Source organism: Salmonella sp. 741265073_HBA, from assembly GCF_046569105.1.
GTDB lineage: Bacteria > Pseudomonadota > Gammaproteobacteria > Enterobacterales > Enterobacteriaceae > Salmonella > Salmonella enterica.
The window spans coordinates 105,906-123,060 of record NZ_JBKFRY010000003.1 but is presented as its reverse complement, the minus strand read 5'-3'; the positions used below and the strand labels follow the sequence as shown (position 1 = coordinate 123,060).

Below are 17,155 nucleotides of genomic sequence, written 5' to 3'. Positions count from 1 at the left end.
ATAAAAATAACGAGCCAATTCGCTCCATAGTAAATCCATTATTCCATGGAAGTATATTTTAAAGGTATTGTATTAGATGGTTTTGGTATTGCCAGGGGATTGTAAGCCATAATATTTATGGTGTGGTCAACGCTGGTGATGAGCCTCATTTTTTGCTGTTTCAACGAGTGAAGATAAATCTTCAGAAAAAAGGCTGTTATGAACTTGTAACGCTACATATTCAACAAGGTCGTTTAAACATAGCAGGTCATGAGAGGAATTTTCCTCAAGCATATTCATTAATATCTCATTCTTAAACAAACATGAATAAACTAGTTGAGTAACTGAGCTTTGTGTATGATTTGCATGAAATGTTGCATTCTTTAAGTTAGTATTCTCAATAACCTTTGCGGCTATTTTGTTTTTAATAGCGTCGTCAATAGGTAGTACACCTGCCTGGGCGATGCCCAGATTAATCCTGGAGGAGATGGCGGCTTTTCTTTCCTGTTCCTTCCAGTCACATAAATTACCCTTTTCTGCCATGTCGATAAGCGTCTCTTTTATATTTTTTAGGTCAACGGAAAATGTTATACCGCCGGATAGCGAGAGTAGTAACCGCTCAGGGAACAAGCAACATAGTGGTTCACAAACATAAGTGCTAGCTTTTATATTAATATCAGAATATCTTTTCAGGTGGGTAGACTGAGTATCAACACAGAGCACTGTTCTATTCATTATCTCATAATAGTAGTGATCCTGACGTATCACAATGCATAACGGAATATCTTCGTCATCTTTAATGCAGAGATTTGTATATTGATACTCAGCATCTTTATAGTGCTGAAAATGGAAATTTCCTCTGCATGATGGTGATGATAATTCATATAACTTGCAAAATAAATCAAATAAACGTTGCGCGTCAGGCGGAGAGGCAACATCACATAATTCCTTTATATATTGATCGGCAGCGGATCTTCGCGTGCTACAGAAAAAATCTTTAATCTTTTCCCATAGTAACGTAAAGAAGGAGCGTTGAGAGATGGCACTTTGAGAAAACATCTCACTCTTTAAAAACCCTCTCCCGATAGTAATTGGCATAATTTAGACCACAAGTGATTATATAATACTTCATTACTGGAATAGGTGGTATTCAAAATATTATCCCATGTTGCCCATCGGTTTGCCTATCGGTGAAACACCTGATTTTTGCTTTGTCCTGAACGTTCAAATCGACCCGTAGCTTTAGTCATGCCCATGCCTCCTGGACATGAAATATGTCAGGTAAAACGAATGAAACTAAAACGGTTTTCTTAATTTTTACATTATCATGTACCATAAGTAATGTTTAATTACACGCTATATTATTTTTAGAGAAAGTAAATTGTTGCTCAACCGTGTAGAAATTGTCTTATAAGAAGTTAAACTGAAAGTATTATTAGGCTAACAACAATGAGATATTTAGCGGTAGGGCAGAGAAGGCCAATGCTGATGGTACTTTGATATAAATATCTTACTCTTTAATTTCTGTCTTAATTATATTTGTTGTAACGATTAGCTGACAGGTTTATTTCCAGTTTGGCGATAAAATTATAAAAACCTGCGAGGAGGCTCAAAATGAAAAAATCAGATGGTGAAATTCACGAAAAAACAGCATCCTGGGGCATTCTGCAGTCAGAATGGCTAAGAAAATGTGGACGGCTATTATTGTTGTTACTTTACCGTTTCGTTATCGGATGGGCTTTTTTTCAGTTACTCGCCATGATTGTGGCAGGGTTATTTTTGTTAGGCGTCTTATTATTTCACCCTATAATATTTGTACAGACTATCGCAATCACCGAGAAGTTAAATCATGCTTCTCTTGATTTATGGCATATCCTTAAGTTATGCCTATGGCATTACGGTATCATCGCCGGGTTTATTTTTATGGCGGAGTGTACGTTAAGTAAAAGTATACGGCAGGTTCAGCGCTTGTCCAAAAAGTTTGGGGCACAGGATTTTTCTTCACGCCCGTGATCCGCCGTTGCAACCTGCGTTCTTACTGAATAATGGCTATGACCAGCAGACCGAATTATCTCGGTTTGAGGGGGGATTCTATGTGTTTGAACAACCGCGGTGAGTCGTAATTAAAGATGCCTTATCGCCGACAATCGAAGCGTTCCTCGCTAATTGCCTTCCTGACTATATAGTGGTCTTATCTTTGGCGAAACAATCTTATTTAGTTATGGAAGGCGACAACAACTTTCCTGCTGATTATCAAATAATCTTTCTGGTCCGGTAGACTCGACTTTGTGAAAACACATCGTTATCTGTGCTCCTGGGACTCACTCCCTTGCCGCCTTTAAGCAACTCGAATTATTTTGGGTATAGAACAGGCGGCGTAATGGTCATATAAGCAAAATATAACCTCTCCGTTTGTAATAAGGCACAGATTACAGGGGGGAATGATGTTTATTTTAACCATCTGTTTAAGCGTTGTCCGCTAATCTTTACCTGCTCAAATACATAATCACCCCTGTGACTCTCGCGAGGTGTAACATATGGTAAAATGCGTATCTTCTTTCCTCCTGTTCAGTCTGTTGTCCGTTCAGGCAATATCAGCTGAAAGCCATATTGATCTCCACCAGCCAAAAGACTTTGTCGATATTACTACGGTCGCCCCCGACGTACAGGTAGACATGCGATACTTCACTTCCCATAACTTTATTGGTCGCCCCATTAAAGGCTATAACGCGCCTGTTTGCCTGTTAACACGACCAGCCGCAAACGCAGTGAAGCAGGTCGCCGATCGTCTACGCCCCTTCGGACTTACCTTAAAAATATATGATTGCTACCGTCCGCAAAGCGCAGTGAACGACTTTATCGCGTGGGCCAAAGATCCTTCTCAAAACCAAATGAAAAACGAATTTTATCCGCAGGTAGAGAAAAATCGTCTGTTTGAGGAAGGTTATCTTGTCGCCAGATCCGGCCACAGTCGGGGAAGTACGCTTGATCTAACGATTGTTCCACTCGACAGTAAAATACCGATATACCATCCCGGACGACCACTGGTGAATTGTACTGCGTCAGCGGCGCAACGCTCGCCAGATAATAGTCTGGATTTTGGTACCGGCTTTGACTGTTTTAGTCCGTTATCCCATCCCGATAATGTCATGCTTACCGCTCAGCAACGCGCAAATAGGTTGTTATTACAAACATTGATGCGTGATGCGGGCTTTACGCCACTGGATACCGAATGGTGGCACTTCTCCCTTATCCATGAACCATACCCGAACACCTGGTTTGACTTTCCCGTTAAGCAGAGACCCTGAAACGGCGTTTTGTTGCGAAATCTAATCATTACGCCTGTTGGAAAGCACCATAACAGTTAGCAAATCATTGTTAATTTTAACAACTGATATACACTGCGGTTGCCACCTGCAAGCAGCGCTCAATGAGAACAAATAATGAAAAAATATCAACGTCTGGCGGAGCAAATTAGAGAACAAATCGCCTCTGGCGTTTGGCAGCCCGGCGATCGATTACCCTCGCTGAGGGAGCAGGTCGCCAGTAGCGGCATGAGTTTTATGACTGTCGGTCATGCGTACCAGTTGCTGGAAAGTCAGGGACGGATTATCGCCCGTCCGCAATCCGGTTATTATGTCGCGCCGCATCCGGTTTGTCGGTCAGTCGCGACGGCAGCGCACGTTATTCAGGATGAAGCCGTAGATATCAATACCTATATTTTTGAGATGCTGCAGGCCAGCCGTGATACCTCAGTGGTGCCCTTTGCGTCAGCGTTTCCCGATCCGCGTCTGTTTCCCTTGCCGCAATTGAACCGCTCTCTGGCGCAGGTCAGTAAAACCGCGACGGCAATGAGCGTCATCGAAAACTTGCCGCCAGGTAATGCAGAATTGCGCTATGCGATAGCACGCCGTTACGCGCAGCAGGGGATTACCGTTTCTCCTGACGAGATTGTCATTACCGCCGGCGCGCTGGAAGCGTTGAATCTTAGTTTACAGGCGGTGACAGCGCCGGGAGACTGGGTGGTGGTGGAGAACCCCTGTTTCTACGGTGCGCTACAGGCCCTGGAGCGATTGCGCCTGAAAGCGTTGTCGATACCCACCGATGTTAAAGAAGGTATCGATCTTATGGCGCTGGAACAGGCGTTACAGGAGTATCCGGTGAAAGCGTGCTGGTTAATGACCAACAGCCAGAATCCGTTAGGGTTCACGCTGAGTGCTGAGAAAAAAGCGCGGCTGGTTGCGTTACTCACGCACCATAACGTGACGCTAATTGAAGACGATGTTTATAGCGAACTCTACTTTGGCCGCGAGAAACCTCTGCCCGCCAAAGCATGGGATCGCGACGATACCGTGTTGCATTGTTCGTCTTTTTCCAAATGTCTGGTTCCCGGTTTTCGCATTGGCTGGGTTGCGGGAGGAAGCCATGCCAGACAAATTCAGCGTTTGCAGTTAATGAGCACATTATCCACCAGTTCCCCCATGCAATTGGCGTTAGTGGATTATCTCTCGACACGTCGATATGACGCGCATCTGCGCCGATTGCGAAGGCTGCTTGCCGAACGTAAACAGCAAGCCTGGCAAACCCTTTTGCGCCATCTCCCGGCGGAAGTAAAAATTCACCATAACGATAGCGGTTATTTTCTTTGGCTGGAGCTACCTGAGCAGCTTGATGCTGGTGAACTTAGCGCCAAAGCGCTTGAACACCTTATCAGTATCGCGCCGGGGAAAATGTTTTCAACGTCCGGCGCCTGGACGCGTTTCTTTCGTTTTAACACCGCATGGCATTGGGGAGAACGGGAAGAACAGGCCGTAAAACAGCTTGGCAGCCTGATTCGCGAGATGCTGCGCGCTAAAAGCCTTGTGTGAGGTGGAATGCGTGTCAGCTCACAACCTGACTAAATTTCCCGAGTGTGCCGGGTGAGCATCTGGCGCGCCGTCTATTTTTAGGAAAGCGGCGGCCCGTTCGCCGGAAATCGATTAATGACGATATGGGAAAATGCTATGCAATATCAATTACTGATTAATGGCGTGCTGGTGGACGGCGAGGGAGAAAGGCAGTCTGTTTATAACCCGGCGACAGGCGAGGTCATACTTGAGATTGCGGAAGCGTCGCCCGCGCAGGTTGACGCCGCAGTGCTGGCCGCCGATAGCGCGTTTGCCGAATGGGGGCAGACCACACCCAAAGCACGGGCGGAATGTCTGTTAAAACTGGCGGACAGCATCGAGCAAAACGCCCTTGAGTTCGCCCGGCTTGAATCGCAAAACTGCGGTAAGCCTTTGCACTGCGTAATTAATGATGAAATTCCGGCAATCGTGGATGTCTTTCGCTTTTTTGCCGGCGCGGCCCGTTGTTTGAGTGGGCTGGCGGCGGGCGAATATCTGGAAGGGCATACGTCGATGATCCGCCGGGATCCGATTGGCGTGGTTGCCTCTATCGCGCCGTGGAATTATCCGCTCATGATGGCGGCCTGGAAGCTGGCGCCAGCGCTGGCGGCAGGTAACTGCGTGGTGATTAAGCCTTCTGAAATCACGCCGCTGACGGCGCTTAAACTTGCCGCGCTGGCGAAGGATATCTTTCCGCCGGGGGTGCTCAATGTCCTGTTCGGACGAGGGCAGACTGTTGGCGATGTATTGACCGGTCATGAAAAAGTACGCATGGTCTCTTTAACCGGTTCTATCGCGACCGGGGAACATATTCTGCGCCATACTGCGCCAGCGATAAAACGTACGCATATGGAACTCGGTGGTAAAGCCCCGGTGATTGTTTTTGATGACGCCGATCTGGATGCGGTGGCGCAGGGCGTCCGGACTTTTGGTTTCTATAATGCCGGACAGGATTGTACTGCGGCGTGCCGTATATACGCGCAGCGCGGTATCTATGATGCGCTGGTCGAAAAGCTAGGGAACGCGGTGAGCAGCCTGAAAATGGGCGCGCCGGAGGATGAGTCGACAGAGCTGGGGCCGTTAAGTTCGCTGGCGCACCTGAAGCGCGTCACAGCGGCTGTAGAGGAGGCGAAGGCCCTCAGCCATATCCGCGTGATTACTGGTGGAAGTCAAACGGAAGGTAAAGGTTACTATTTCGCTCCGACGTTGCTGGCAGACGCAAAACAGGAAGATGCCATCGTGCAACGCGAGGTCTTCGGCCCGGTGGTCAGTATAACCGTCTTTGATGATGAAGATCAGGTTCTGAGGTGGGCCAACGATTCTCGCTATGGTCTGGCATCCTCCGTCTGGACTCAGGACGTCGGGCGGGCGCACCGGCTTAGCGCCAGATTGCAGTATGGCTGTACCTGGATTAATACCCATTTCATGTTGGTTAGCGAAATGCCGCATGGAGGGCAAAAACAGTCGGGATACGGCAAAGATATGTCATTGTATGGTCTGGAAGACTACACCCTTGTCCGCCACATCATGGTTAAGCATTAAGGATCATTTACTGTTCAGAAAAATCGTGAAAAAATAGGCGGGTGTCGGCGGAGAGGGGGACCTCCCCGCCAACATGCGCAGCAAGTACTCAAAGGTTGAACACCTCAAGCAAACCAGCCGAATCTCAACGAGATCAGACCCAAAAGTCCTGCAGCAGCAAAGACATTAATCAGCACGACGGTTTTACTGGAAACATTCATTTTCGCCACCTTTCATCATAACCCCTATGGGTATAGTACGGGTTGGCGAGATCCGCAATAATACGTAAACAGGATATTCTGTGAGCGGAGCCGTGTATTGAGAACGTTTTGCTGTTAAGGCTGATAAACCTTGATGTGTGTCAAATAAAAAGAGCATATTGCGCGCGTTTTTTCCTCTGGTTGGCGCGGATGCCTGATATGACCCTCTTTCAAAAGATATTAATTTTTTACGCCGTCATGGCGGTGATATCATCCCTGATCACCTGGTTTTTGACTCATGACAAAAAACGAATTCGTTTCCTGAGCGCCTTTTTGGTTGGCGCGACATGGCCGATAAGTTTCCCCGTCGCATTGCTGTTTTCGCTTTTCTGACCTCAAGCCCGATACAGGTTACCGGGCATGGATTTTCCGCCAGGTCAGGCTATCAGGGCAATTAATTGCGCTCTGTCTACGTCGGTAACGTCCTGCGGATGCCGATATCCTGCGTTCTCATTGGCCAGGGTATACAGCGCAACAAGCCAGTCATAGACATAGCGGCTGGCGGCGTGAACGGGCTGTTCGTCAAGCTTTGTTAGACGCAACATTGTCGAACGCGGTGTTGCGGTGAAAATGGCTGCGCCTTTCTGAACGCGGCTGGCCGGGCGTTGGGCCTCCTCGATATTTGCGTAGCCGAGCCAGGCGATGAAGTTACCAATGATGGCATGGAGTTGCGCACCGCTAACCTCCTCGCGCTGCATGGTTTTCTGTAACTGCTGAGGTAAACCGAGGCGATAGCTGGCGGTAATTAAAATCTCCGCCACGGCGTTGAGCATCTGCGGTTCCAGTCCCAGACGTTGCGCATTATCCCGGCAGTGGGCCCACTGGCGCAGATGATTGATCCACATTTTGTGCGCCTGGTAGCCTGTTTCGTGACCTTCTGACGCTGAAGCGCGCGTTGGTTCGTCGGCAAAGAGATCGATCGCGTCATTAAATAAACCGCTGACCTGTTCTTCTCGTGACTGTCGGGTGCGCAGCAACGCGTCGAAGTTCTGTACCGGCGGTAACAGTCCGGCCAGCAGGTCGCCATGTCTGGCGGCCTGGGCCTGAAGACGCCGGATCACGGTTTCAACCGGTAGCCGCGCGTCATCAAACATCGGTAACAGATCGCGCACGCGGCCTCGCAGTTGTTCGCGTAACGCCTGTAAGCGCGCCTGTCGCTGTGGTGCCGATGTCGCCTGCGATAACCACTCCACCAAACGCTGCATACTGTGTTTATCCAGCGCCTGCAACGTTCCCCAATGCACGCCAGGTTTACCCATCAACTGCTGGACGGCTTCATCCAGATTTTGCTGGGTGGCAAAACGGGCATCCTGTGGAGTAATAGCCCAGACGACGCCGGGTAACGCTGATTCATGCTGCGGCTGCGTGGCGTTAACCCACTCCAGTAAGTGACGGGCGGCAGTGGATGTTTGCGAGCGAGATGCCAGAGCATTGCAAATCACCAGAACATCGGGCTGGACCTGCTGACGGTAATGGGCCAGCATCCAGCCTAATTTCGCCCGCCATAACGGATGAGGATGACTGTCTGGCGCGACCGGAATATCCAGTAAATCAACGTTATCCAGTACGCTATTTTCAACGGTTAGCACCAGTTCGCGGGTAAGCAGCGCCAGAGAATCAAGCGAAAGGCTGACCGCATTGAGCAGTCGGCCTTCCTTAACCGGATGCACCACCACATCGCTTTGCGTATCGCTGGCGGTTAGCGCCATTTGCGTCAGGAAGTTTTCCGCCGGTAAGCCAAAATGATCGACCAGCAGGCTGAGCGGCGCCGCCAGTTCCCCGGCATGGCCGGTTTGTTGCAACATATGCGCCAGCGCCAGCCATTGCTGGGTGATCTCCGGCTGCTCTCCCCACAGTAATGCCCAGGCGTGCGCCCGTGTCGTGAGATCCAGCGCAGGCAAGAGCGAGGCAAAGTGTTGCCATGTCGCATCATCAATATGTTGTCTGGCGGACGGCAGGCAAGAGCGCCAGAAACTCGCGATGGTCGCTACCTCTTCAGCGGTAACGCCGGGGACGGGCTGCGGTTGGCGAAGCGATTGCCATTTCTCCAGGCGTGATGTGATAATGGATTTTTCGACCTGGCGACAAACGGGGGACGAGCTGGTCCAGGCAATAAAGATCTGCACCAGTTCAGCTTCACTGATCAAGCGCAGGCGCAACGGCCAGCCGTTCTCGTTTGAAAAAATGTCGCGCGTAAAGCGAATAGCCATATTCGCTGGCGCATGACCCGGATTGATGTGGCTGAAATAATCATAGTCACGGTCCGGCGTGATAATTTCCAGCTTGCCATTCTCGTTACCGCATAGCGTCGTTAACAGATGCGCTTTTGCGGATTGCGCATACCCGTATAGACCGACGCAGCCATGTGATGCGCAGGCGGCGTTGAGCGCTGACTCATCCGCCGCGGCAAGCGTAAGTTGCGCCAGCAGAGCGTCGGCTTCGTCATCCAGCCGCGTTGCGTAACGGCGCGTGTTGTTAACCCACTCGATAACAGCCTGGGTGGCGTTTAACGGTTTTGTCATTTCAGGTATACACTCCCGCTATCTATCCAGTAGTGGCTGCCGCTGTGGCGACGGTCAGCCAGCGTATTCAATTTTAATGTCAGCGCATCGGCGGCGACCGGCGTCCCGTCCTGGAGCCAGGCATCACTCAATATGAACGATTCCGGGGCACTATCTTTGCTACTGCCGCGTAATTTCAGTCTGACATTCAGTACGCCGTCGCCAGCGATGGTTTTCGCCAGTTCGGCGGAATTAATGCTCAGGCAATAGAGTGGGGTTGCCGGCCAGCGACTGTTCGCCAGTTGACGAAAGCCCAACGTTACGTTGCCGCGTAGCGGAAAATGCAGGCGAGCGTCCAGCGTTGCGCCGGGTTTATCCAAATCGATCTCGTGATACCAGATGTTTTCATCGCGAAGCGTATTAACGGTATTATCCAGTACGCCGAGATAACGCACAGTCGAATACGCGCCGATATCAGCCGCTTTAAAATTGAATCGCGGCAGACGTAAGTCCAGCGCCAGGCTGCATAACATCGCGCCCACCGCGGCAGTGGATTTTGGATTGCCGATACGCCCTTGCTGACTGAAGGGATACCATTCATGTACCTGATACTTATCCATCCACACAATGCGATTAACCGGCACCGGTTGTAAGTGCCGGATGAGCGCCTGTACGCCGGGTAAACAGGTCGGTCTCCCCGTCACCAGCAAGATATCGCAGTGATAGTGGGAGATCGCTTCGCAGACCGCATGAAGCGGCGTTGTCAGCGTAAACTGACCGGCCAGCAGAGCCTCCTGAAGCTGGCTAAACTGGATTTGCAACGGCACATTGGATATATCAAATGTCGGCGAACCAGACGGTAAGGCATGATCGATCGCCTGCTGGATATAGTTCATCACGTTGCTTGTTGGGCGGCGGATCAGCAGATCGCCAAATGTCGCGTGTAAACCAGCAAACGGATCGTTAATGTCGCTTTGCTCCCAGGCGGAAAGTACCGCATGGCCCAGCGGCATAAATAATTGCAGCGCCGTTTGCTGGCGCAAAATGGCCTGAGTATCAATTCGTCCCGAATCGCCAAATAAGGTCGCCAGCAGGGCGGCGGCATCCGTAACGCCTGCCCGTTGCAACGCCGTTTGCAGGGAAGGGAGTACGCAACGCTGAATGATATCTAATAGCAGATCGTCCCCGGCGACTTTAAAACCTTCGCGAAACAGGAGATGAGGCGTAATTTTTACATTGGCCCCCACGCCGTCATCTAACTGATAGTGAACGATCGCCATATCCGTCGTGCCGCCGCCGATATCAATCGATGCCACGCGCAACGCGCGCCCGGGGACGACGCCGGGTTCAGGCTGGCGATCCGGTCTGGCGAGCGCATTAAAAAAGGATTCGGTACGCCCGGCGTAATGCGAAATGGCTTCGTTATAAAGCCATACCAGTTGGCCGCAACTTGCTTCGTCCCATTCCATCTGTATTTCTGGTACCGGCACCACGCTTTTTTCACGCTGCTTAGGCGTGGTGAAATCCTCATCCTGCGGATGCCAGCCCATAGCTTTCCAGACCAGCGCCAGCGCTTCAAACATTCGCTGGCGGAAAATTTCTCGCTCCTGTTTCGGCATGGCGGAAGGCAGCGTTAAAATCAGGGTGCGTAGCTGGCGCGGCGAGGCGGGAAAGCCGAGCCGCAGCCGGGTGGCGACGCTGTTAATTTGCCCCAGCGCCTGAGCCAGAATTTCGCACAACATATGCGTCATCAAGGTGCTACGGCTGTATTGCGGCGAAAAAACCGGTAGCCTTTCTTCATGCGGCAGGCGGAATAACGGCTGTCCGTCGTCGTTCATCAGATTCATCAGCGGAAACGCGGTGGCAAGCGGTTCGCGCTGCGTTTTACCGTGGATCTGGCTAAAACGCCAGTCCTGCAAGGCGGGGGTTTCATCCCACAGGTAGCGGCGCGGGCTGGAGATGCCGCTGCTGCCTTCGGTGCCCACACGCTGCATAGCAAGGGCGCGAGCCTCGTCGCCCACACGCACAATGGAAGGCCAGACAAAGGCGTCGTCTCGTCCGCTTTCGACAGAAAAGTGTTGCTTGCCAAAGCGCGCTTCTGAGAATTCTACCCGGCTGGTAAATAAAGGATCGTTCAGATACTGCGGCTCGCTTAAAGAACGCACCTGAAGCTCTGCCGTCTGGCGTAACCCGTCATTCGCATCGCCATGATCCTCGATCAATACGCCGCAGGTATGCGTATTGCCGACATCCAGAATCAGATCGACCGGGATTGCGGGCGTGCTTAACGTATGTGTCACAAACTTTACTTCCGGCACCGTAAGCTGTTCGCCTAACAGCGTCAGTAAATTCAACCAGTGCGCCTGATACTCAAAGCTACGCAGCGCTTGTTGTATGGCCTGTTCCGAACGGTTTTCCACCTGTGAGGCATACTGAAGAAACGACTCGCGCAGCCAGCCGTCAATCCATGTCTGGTCAAGAAAGTCGGCAACTTCTTCATCGCGCCAGGCGAGCGCAAAACGTGTGCCATTGAGCAGATCGTTTTCGCAAGGCGCCAACGCCGCAGGCATATTTTTTGCCAGTTGACTGTCGAAGGCGAGGGTGATGCGGTGTGTGTTTCCGGCGCTATCTGGCTCGCTGAGTTTACGTACCTGAATGCGCGCCCAGTTATCCGGCCCGTCAATAAAGGTACGCGGCGGATTAAAACGCAGGAACGGCAGGGGGAGCCAGATTCCGTCGAGTACATCCAGAGAATAGTGCAGCGTCTGAGTGCTTTCCGGTTTCACGACTTCGGGTTGGCCGCCAGCACGTCCTGGCAACGTGTAGCGCCCGCTGGTCAGATCAAAATCGAGGCGCAGTAGCGGGCCGTTTGCCGTTTTGCGCACAAAACGTCCGTAGTGGGCCGACTCTTGCGGCGTTAAGCCAAAATCAAGAAACTGGACGCCGCTGTTTGCAATGAGCGTGACGCTCTGTTTGTAATCACACAGATTGACCAACATAAAATCAGGCACCTATCTTTTTAAACGTCAACGGAATTGCCGCGTGGTCGCCATAACGGGCGGTACAGGTTGCGACGTCATTGACGCCTGCTTTACAGGTAATTTCCGGCATCGGATAACGTGAACCGTCGGTGCAGCGCGCATTGCCGCGACTTTTAATCATCAGCTCGCCCGTTTGATGCAGACCAGAGAAAATTTCCGCCCGACAAACTACGTTATCGCCATGTACTACGCGCGCGATACCTTTGTTATTTTGGATCTGATAACGCAGAGAGGGCGGCTTGCCGGTAATCGGATCTTTGACATCCACGCTGACCCGCCAGCTACCGTTTAAAAAGCGCGTGGTTCCAAGCTTCATCTGCGTACTGTCCATCACCAGCGCGTCTTTGGGGATAGCGGCAATGATAACAGGCGCTTCCGGCAGCGGCGCCGCTTTGGGGGCGGGCGTCACCTCAGCGCGATGCAGCGGCAAATGCGCGGTGAGTTCAGGCAATGGGGTAACGTCAGTTTTCGCGGTAGCGACAGGCGCGGCGCGAACAGGAGAGGACCCGTCAACGGATGAAGATGGCCAGAAAAAAGGCGTGGCGACGGCGGCGATAACCACGGCAGCGACAGGTAAGCTCCACAGCGGTAGGCGGCGAGCTCTTTTCGCCTCAGCAACCGGGATGGGTGTGGCTGGCTTCGGCTCGCTAACGATAACGGGCGGCGCAACAGGTTCCTCCGGCATTTTCGGCGGCTCGATGACAGACGTTAACAAAGGTTCATCCGCCTGACTAAACGCCGCCTCTACCAGCGGCTTCTCTTCGGGCTCCGGCTCGACCAGAGGGATGTCGGGGGTTGCCTCGGTTATCCGCAGGCAGTCCAGCACATCATTGCGTGTATTTTCGTTGAGATTAACGAATCCCCAGAAGGTGATAACCGGTTTGCCGTTAACCAGGAAAACATGATTTTCGCCGGGAAATTGCGTCGCTTTCTCAAGTAGCGAACCAAATAGCTGAAGCGCTGTTTTACCGGATTGCAGACTTTTGCGACTGAGTGCAGCCGCGCTTTCAAAAGTGCTGGCTAAATAACGTAAAGCCCGAGAACGTGTCTCTTCGTCAGCCGCTTTCCACGCTATCGCCTGACCTTCAATCGGCGAATACCAGTCAACCCGATCGCCATTATCGTTAAGTTGCGGAATCGCCAGACAGTCAACCATCGCCTGTTGTTTACGCAGACGAAGCGTTTCGCGAATTTGCAATGCTGATTCAAATACGGCCTGACCGCCGCCGCCCACGGCCTGATAATCATCCAGATTGCCGCTGCGCAAGAGAGATTTTGCCACGTTGTTATCCCTTAGACTTCTTCACGCGTCTACTTTACGGGGTCTATACGCAAGCAAACGGCGGAAGAAAGGCAAAAAGGCGCGAATTCTCGGTCTATTAAGCCCCGTGTTTCCACTTGACGTAAGTTAAATCAGGAGGGCGGCGGCGAATTACCGCATCGGGCGACAATAACGCGTATAATAGGCGAATCATGCTGTTACAGAATAAAGAGTAGGAGAGCTTATGTCGCACCTGGAGGAAGTGAGCGCCCGCGTGGATGCCGCCATCGCGGAGAGCGTAATTGCCCATATGAATGAATTGCTGATTGCCTTGAGCGATGACGCTGAATTACGTCGCGAAGATCGTTATGTGCAGCAGCAGCGTTTACGCACGGCTATCGCGCATCACGGCAGGCAATATCAAGAAGATCGGGACGCGCGCCGCGAGCAGCTCACCAAAGGCGGCACGATCCTGTAACCCATTAAAACTGGCGCTTCGCAATCAGCCATGCGCCAATGACCAGCAACAGCGCGCCAAACGCCGGCCCGACCATTGCGCGTAACGTGACGCCGTGGCTACGCGCGATATCCAGCGCCAGTCCGCCGATTAACTGGCTGGCGACCAGTACCGCGATAGTCGTCGCGGCGCCAACGTTCTGATACCCGCTAATGCTGGCAAATACAAAAAATGACCCCAGAAAACCGGGGATCAATGTCCACCAGCGCACGCTGGCGACCAGCTCGCCGAAGCCCGTAGCGCCTTGCTTAAACCACAATATCGTCACAAATAAAACGATCCCTACCAGCGAGTTCAACAGCATAGCGATCAGAATCGTCGATGATGTCTGCGTAATACGCACCATAATACTGTTTTGTACCACCAGCCCGACGCCGGCGGCGATCAAAAAGATAAGCGTCAGCGACTGGTTCATCAGCAGGCGTCCGGCGCGGCGTGTTCATCAAGCTGGAGCTGCATAAACGTAAGATCTAACCAACGGCCAAATTTTACGCCGACCTGCGGCATCTGCGCGGTAACGGTAAATCCCAGCGAATGATGCAGGCGTATTGAGGCGGCATTCTGTGACTCAATACCGGCCACCATCACATGCTTGCCGCAGCGTCGGGCTTCGTCGATCAGTCTGCTGAGCAGTTTTCGCCCCAGTCCTTTCCCCTGGTGCGCCGGATGAACATAAACCGAGTGCTCGACGGTATAGCGAAAACCGTCGAAACTGCGCCAATCGCCAAATGATGCATAGCCAGTCACCACGCCATTTTCTTCGCTTACCAGCACCGGATAGCCCAGTAATTGACGGGCCTCATACCAGGCAAGGCGATTATCCGTATCGACCGTCCGATCGTTCCAGATGGCCGCAGTATGTAATACCGCATGGTTATAGATTTCGGTAATCGCGGCGCAGTCTGCTTTATCGGCAAAGCGAATCGTCATAGGGAACCCCAGGGAATGTTTACGATAGTGTTAGAAATACTATTGAAGGCGGCATAAATCAACGAATTAGCGCAAGAATTCATATTTAGCGAGAGGGGAAAGAAAGTCGTTCATAAAAGCGCACAGCCTGATATCTGAGAGTGTTTAACTCCCTCAGAAAGCTAATGTTCGACTATTATTGATGGATTATGCCAGGCATGAGGAGAATAGAATGAAGCAACAGACCAACCGAAATCGTCGTTGGGTTTTGGCCTCGCGTCCCCACGGCGCGCCGCAGATGGATAACTTCCGCCTCGAAGAAGATGACGTCGCGACGCCCGGTGAAGGGCAGGTGCTATTGCGTACCGTTTTTTTATCACTCGACCCTTATATGCGTGGCCGCATGAGCGATGAACCCTCTTATGCGCCGCCTGTTGAACCTGGCTGCGTTATGGTTGGCGGTACGGTCAGTCGCGTTGTTGCGTCAAACCATCCTGATTACCGACCAGACGAATGGGTGTTGAGTTACAATGGTTGGCAGGATTATGACATTTCAGATGGCGAAGGGTTGGTAAAGCTGGGTGATAATCCGCAACATCCTTCCTGGTCGCTGGGTATTTTAGGAATGCCGGGGTTTACCGCCTATATGGGGTTACTGGATATCGGCCAGCCGAAAGAGGGCGAAACGCTGGTTGTCGCCGCCGCCACCGGCCCCGTAGGCGCAACGGTTGGGCAAATTGGCAAGCTGAAGGGCTGCCGGGTCGTGGGTATTGCCGGCGGCGCGGAAAAAAGCCGTCATGCGACAGACGTTTTGGGATTTGATCTGTGCCTTGATCATCACGCTGATAATTTCCCACAACAGCTTGCGCAGGCCTGCCCGCAGGGTATCGATATTTATTATGAGAATGTCGGTGGTAAAGTCTTTGACGCCGTCTTACCGCTACTGAATACGTCGGCGCGGATTCCGCTCTGCGGTCTGGTCAGCGGCTACAATGCGACAACGTTGCCGGACGGTCCAGACAGACTGCCACTGCTGATGGCGACATTACTTAAAAAGCGTATTCGCCTGCAAGGTTTTATCATCAACCAGGACTATGGTCACCGGATACATGAGTTTCAGCAAGAAATGGGGCGTTGGATCAAAGAAGGGAAAATACATTACCGGGAGCAGATTACTGATGGGCTGGAAAATGCGCCAGAAGCGTTTATGGGGCTGCTGGCGGGGAAGAACTTTGGCAAAGTCGTGATACGTTTAGCGGACGATGCGTAAAGAAAAAATGGCGGCATTATGTCGCCATAAAAATGTGCAAATTTTAAAATTCCGGCTTTACTTATATTCATCATTCAGATCGCGGTGGGGCAGCTTATCTCCCTCAGCGGCCTGAACCGATCAAAAATCTCGATACATGAAGGAATGACGGAGATAAAACGGTTGCCATAAAGAAACCTGTATTGTTGTAAAAGATGAGAATATCACGCAAGTAAATTATCACTTTTATTTATTTGGCCGTTCAGGTCTGGATTATCTTTTTTACAATTAAGTTCCGAAACTTCTTCGGGACTCGATTGCGATGTTGTTCTGCCAAGAGGTGAAGGAAGGAAAATGCCGGGTACGGAAAAAACACAACATATAAGCCTGACCACACAGGTTGAAAATCGGTTAAAGCATCAATTGTCTATTGGCGCATTAAAACCAGGCGCAAGGCTTATCACTAAAAATATCGCTCAAGAGTTAGGCGTCAGTATTACGCCGGTGCGTGAGGCCCTGTTAAGGCTGGTCTCTTCCAGTGCTTTGGCGGTGGCACCAGCACAGGCGTTTATGGTGCCGGAGATCTCGCTGGAAAGTTTGCTGGAAATTAATACGATTCGTACTGCCCTGGAGGAGATGGCGGTGGTCGCCGCTGCGGGTAAGATTACCCCGGATCGCGAGCAGACGCTGAATGCGCTATTAGATGAATTTCAACAGGCGCTGGAAAGTGGCGTTATGGAGAAAATTCTTTTGGCCAACCGCGCATTCCGCTTTGAGATCTACCACTACGCGGATATGCCAACGCTGTATGCCATGATCGAGCAATTATGGGTACGCCTGGGGCCAAGCCTGCATTTTTTATATGATAATTTTAAACTTGATGATTATCAAAACGGCGTTAATCTGTACAGAAAATTGCTTAATGCGTTAGTGACTGGTGATAAAGAAGCCAGTCGCCACTGCCTACAGAACGTTTTGCAACAAAACGTAGCGACGATTAAAAATCAGTACGTCATGTAACTATGGCTTAT

15 protein-coding genes and 1 pseudogene are annotated in these 17,155 nt (G+C 51.2%); 9 read left to right on the top strand and 7 right to left on the bottom strand.

Going from position 1 to position 17,155, the window contains the following annotated elements; all coding sequences use genetic code 11:
• Positions 1–126: 126 nt before the first annotated feature.
• A complete protein-coding gene (gene sifB / locus ACLD3P_RS05450; protein WP_131046317.1) occupies positions 127–1,077 on the bottom strand; it encodes an SPI-2 type III secretion system effector SifB in 951 nt (316 codons plus the stop codon).
• A gap of 516 nt (positions 1,078–1,593) precedes the next feature.
• On the opposite strand from sifB, the gene ACLD3P_RS05445 reads away from it, so the two are divergent.
• The 5 genes and pseudogenes from ACLD3P_RS05445 (at position 1,594) to patD (ending at position 6,407) form a co-directional block, all read left to right on the top strand.
• Positions 1,594–1,992, top strand: a complete 399-nt coding sequence (locus tag ACLD3P_RS05445) for a hypothetical protein (protein WP_024797933.1) — start codon at positions 1,594–1,596, stop codon at positions 1,990–1,992.
• Between the two features lie 32 nt (positions 1,993–2,024).
• A pseudogene (locus ACLD3P_RS05440) lies at positions 2,025–2,257 on the top strand (hypothetical protein).
• Between the two features lie 259 nt (positions 2,258–2,516).
• Entirely contained in the window at positions 2,517–3,287 is a 771-nt protein-coding gene (locus tag ACLD3P_RS05435; RefSeq protein WP_131046318.1) for a M15 family metallopeptidase, read from the top strand.
• 135 nt (positions 3,288–3,422) lie between these two features.
• On the top strand, positions 3,423–4,847 hold the full coding sequence (gene ycdR, locus ACLD3P_RS05430; RefSeq protein WP_076935257.1) for a GntR family transcriptional regulator YdcR: 1,425 nt from the start codon (positions 3,423–3,425) through the stop codon (positions 4,845–4,847).
• Positions 4,848–4,961: 114 nt separating this feature from the next.
• Positions 4,962–6,407, top strand: coding sequence for an aminobutyraldehyde dehydrogenase (patD, locus tag ACLD3P_RS05425; RefSeq protein ID WP_000158093.1), 1,446 nt, complete (start codon positions 4,962–4,964; stop codon positions 6,405–6,407).
• A gap of 104 nt (positions 6,408–6,511) precedes the next feature.
• On the opposite strand, the gene yncL is transcribed toward patD, so the two are convergent.
• Positions 6,512–6,607, bottom strand: a complete 96-nt coding sequence (gene yncL, locus ACLD3P_RS05420; protein ID WP_001103198.1) for a stress response membrane protein YncL — start codon at positions 6,605–6,607, stop codon at positions 6,512–6,514.
• A gap of 198 nt (positions 6,608–6,805) precedes the next feature.
• Here yncL and ACLD3P_RS05415 point away from each other — a divergent pair, with 198 nt between their 5' ends.
• Positions 6,806–6,979, top strand: coding sequence for a GhoT/OrtT family toxin (locus tag ACLD3P_RS05415; protein ID WP_000171943.1), 174 nt, complete (start codon positions 6,806–6,808; stop codon positions 6,977–6,979).
• A gap of 44 nt (positions 6,980–7,023) precedes the next feature.
• Here ACLD3P_RS05415 and srfC read toward each other — a convergent pair whose 3' ends face one another.
• The 3 genes from srfC to srfA are packed head-to-tail and all read right to left on the bottom strand — an operon-like array spanning position 7,024 to position 13,470.
• Entirely contained in the window at positions 7,024–9,168 is a 2,145-nt protein-coding gene (gene srfC / locus ACLD3P_RS05410) for a virulence-associated effector SrfC (RefSeq protein WP_411006426.1), read from the bottom strand.
• Positions 9,165–12,146: a virulence factor SrfB gene (locus ACLD3P_RS05405; protein ID WP_131046320.1), complete on the bottom strand. Its 2,982-nt coding sequence runs from the start codon at positions 12,144–12,146 to the stop codon at positions 9,165–9,167. The genes srfC and ACLD3P_RS05405 overlap by 4 nt, the downstream gene beginning before the upstream one ends.
• Before the next feature lie 4 nt (positions 12,147–12,150).
• Positions 12,151–13,470 carry a virulence-associated effector SrfA gene (gene srfA / locus ACLD3P_RS05400; RefSeq protein WP_131046321.1) on the bottom strand — a complete coding sequence of 440 codons (1,320 nt, stop codon included), beginning with the start codon at positions 13,468–13,470 and terminating at the stop codon, positions 12,151–12,153.
• 223 nt (positions 13,471–13,693) lie between these two features.
• Between srfA and ACLD3P_RS05395 the strand changes: the two genes are divergently transcribed.
• Complete coding sequence (locus ACLD3P_RS05395) at positions 13,694–13,927, top strand: YdcY family protein (RefSeq protein ID WP_000018720.1); 234 nt, start codon at positions 13,694–13,696, stop codon at positions 13,925–13,927.
• Between the two features lie 4 nt (positions 13,928–13,931).
• On the opposite strand, the gene ACLD3P_RS05390 is transcribed toward ACLD3P_RS05395, so the two are convergent.
• Together ACLD3P_RS05390 and mddA are read right to left on the bottom strand one after the other, a co-directional pair.
• Positions 13,932–14,381 carry a DMT family transporter gene (locus tag ACLD3P_RS05390; protein ID WP_017441332.1) on the bottom strand — a complete coding sequence of 150 codons (450 nt, stop codon included), beginning with the start codon at positions 14,379–14,381 and terminating at the stop codon, positions 13,932–13,934.
• Positions 14,381–14,896 carry an L-methionine sulfoximine/L-methionine sulfone acetyltransferase gene (mddA, locus tag ACLD3P_RS05385; RefSeq protein WP_000155373.1) on the bottom strand — a complete coding sequence of 172 codons (516 nt, stop codon included), beginning with the start codon at positions 14,894–14,896 and terminating at the stop codon, positions 14,381–14,383. Before mddA ends, ACLD3P_RS05390 begins: the two co-directional genes overlap by 1 nt.
• Before the next feature lie 211 nt (positions 14,897–15,107).
• Here mddA and ACLD3P_RS05380 point away from each other — a divergent pair, with 211 nt between their 5' ends.
• The gene (locus tag ACLD3P_RS05380) at positions 15,108–16,145 is read left to right on the top strand and encodes an NADP-dependent oxidoreductase (RefSeq protein WP_131046323.1); all 1,038 of its coding nucleotides are present in this window, start codon (positions 15,108–15,110) and stop codon (positions 16,143–16,145) included.
• A gap of 333 nt (positions 16,146–16,478) precedes the next feature.
• Positions 16,479–17,144 carry a colanic acid/biofilm transcriptional regulator McbR gene (mcbR, locus tag ACLD3P_RS05375; RefSeq protein ID WP_001119593.1) on the top strand — a complete coding sequence of 222 codons (666 nt, stop codon included), beginning with the start codon at positions 16,479–16,481 and terminating at the stop codon, positions 17,142–17,144.
• Positions 17,145–17,155 lie beyond the last annotated feature (11 nt).

Coding starts and splice junctions, on each gene's coding strand:
- patD (WP_000158093.1), top strand. CDS start 4,962: ATGACGATATGGGAAAATGCTATGCAATATCAATTACTGATTAATGGC.
- ACLD3P_RS05415 (WP_000171943.1), top strand. CDS start 6,806: ATGACCCTCTTTCAAAAGATATTAATTTTTTACGCCGTCATGGCGGTG.
- mddA (WP_000155373.1), bottom strand. CDS start 14,896: ATGACGATTCGCTTTGCCGATAAAGCAGACTGCGCCGCGATTACCGAA.
- ACLD3P_RS05390 (WP_017441332.1), bottom strand. CDS start 14,381: ATGAACCAGTCGCTGACGCTTATCTTTTTGATCGCCGCCGGCGTCGGG.
- srfC (WP_411006426.1), bottom strand. CDS start 9,168: ATGACAAAACCGTTAAACGCCACCCAGGCTGTTATCGAGTGGGTTAAC.
- yncL (WP_001103198.1), bottom strand. CDS start 6,607: ATGAATGTTTCCAGTAAAACCGTCGTGCTGATTAATGTCTTTGCTGCT.
- ACLD3P_RS05435 (WP_131046318.1), top strand. CDS start 2,517: ATGGTAAAATGCGTATCTTCTTTCCTCCTGTTCAGTCTGTTGTCCGTT.
- sifB (WP_131046317.1), bottom strand. CDS start 1,077: ATGCCAATTACTATCGGGAGAGGGTTTTTAAAGAGTGAGATGTTTTCT.
- ACLD3P_RS05445 (WP_024797933.1), top strand. CDS start 1,594: ATGAAAAAATCAGATGGTGAAATTCACGAAAAAACAGCATCCTGGGGC.
- ACLD3P_RS05395 (WP_000018720.1), top strand. CDS start 13,694: ATGTCGCACCTGGAGGAAGTGAGCGCCCGCGTGGATGCCGCCATCGCG.
- ycdR (WP_076935257.1), top strand. CDS start 3,423: ATGAAAAAATATCAACGTCTGGCGGAGCAAATTAGAGAACAAATCGCC.
- mcbR (WP_001119593.1), top strand. CDS start 16,479: ATGCCGGGTACGGAAAAAACACAACATATAAGCCTGACCACACAGGTT.
- ACLD3P_RS05405 (WP_131046320.1), bottom strand. CDS start 12,146: ATGTTGGTCAATCTGTGTGATTACAAACAGAGCGTCACGCTCATTGCA.
- ACLD3P_RS05380 (WP_131046323.1), top strand. CDS start 15,108: ATGAAGCAACAGACCAACCGAAATCGTCGTTGGGTTTTGGCCTCGCGT.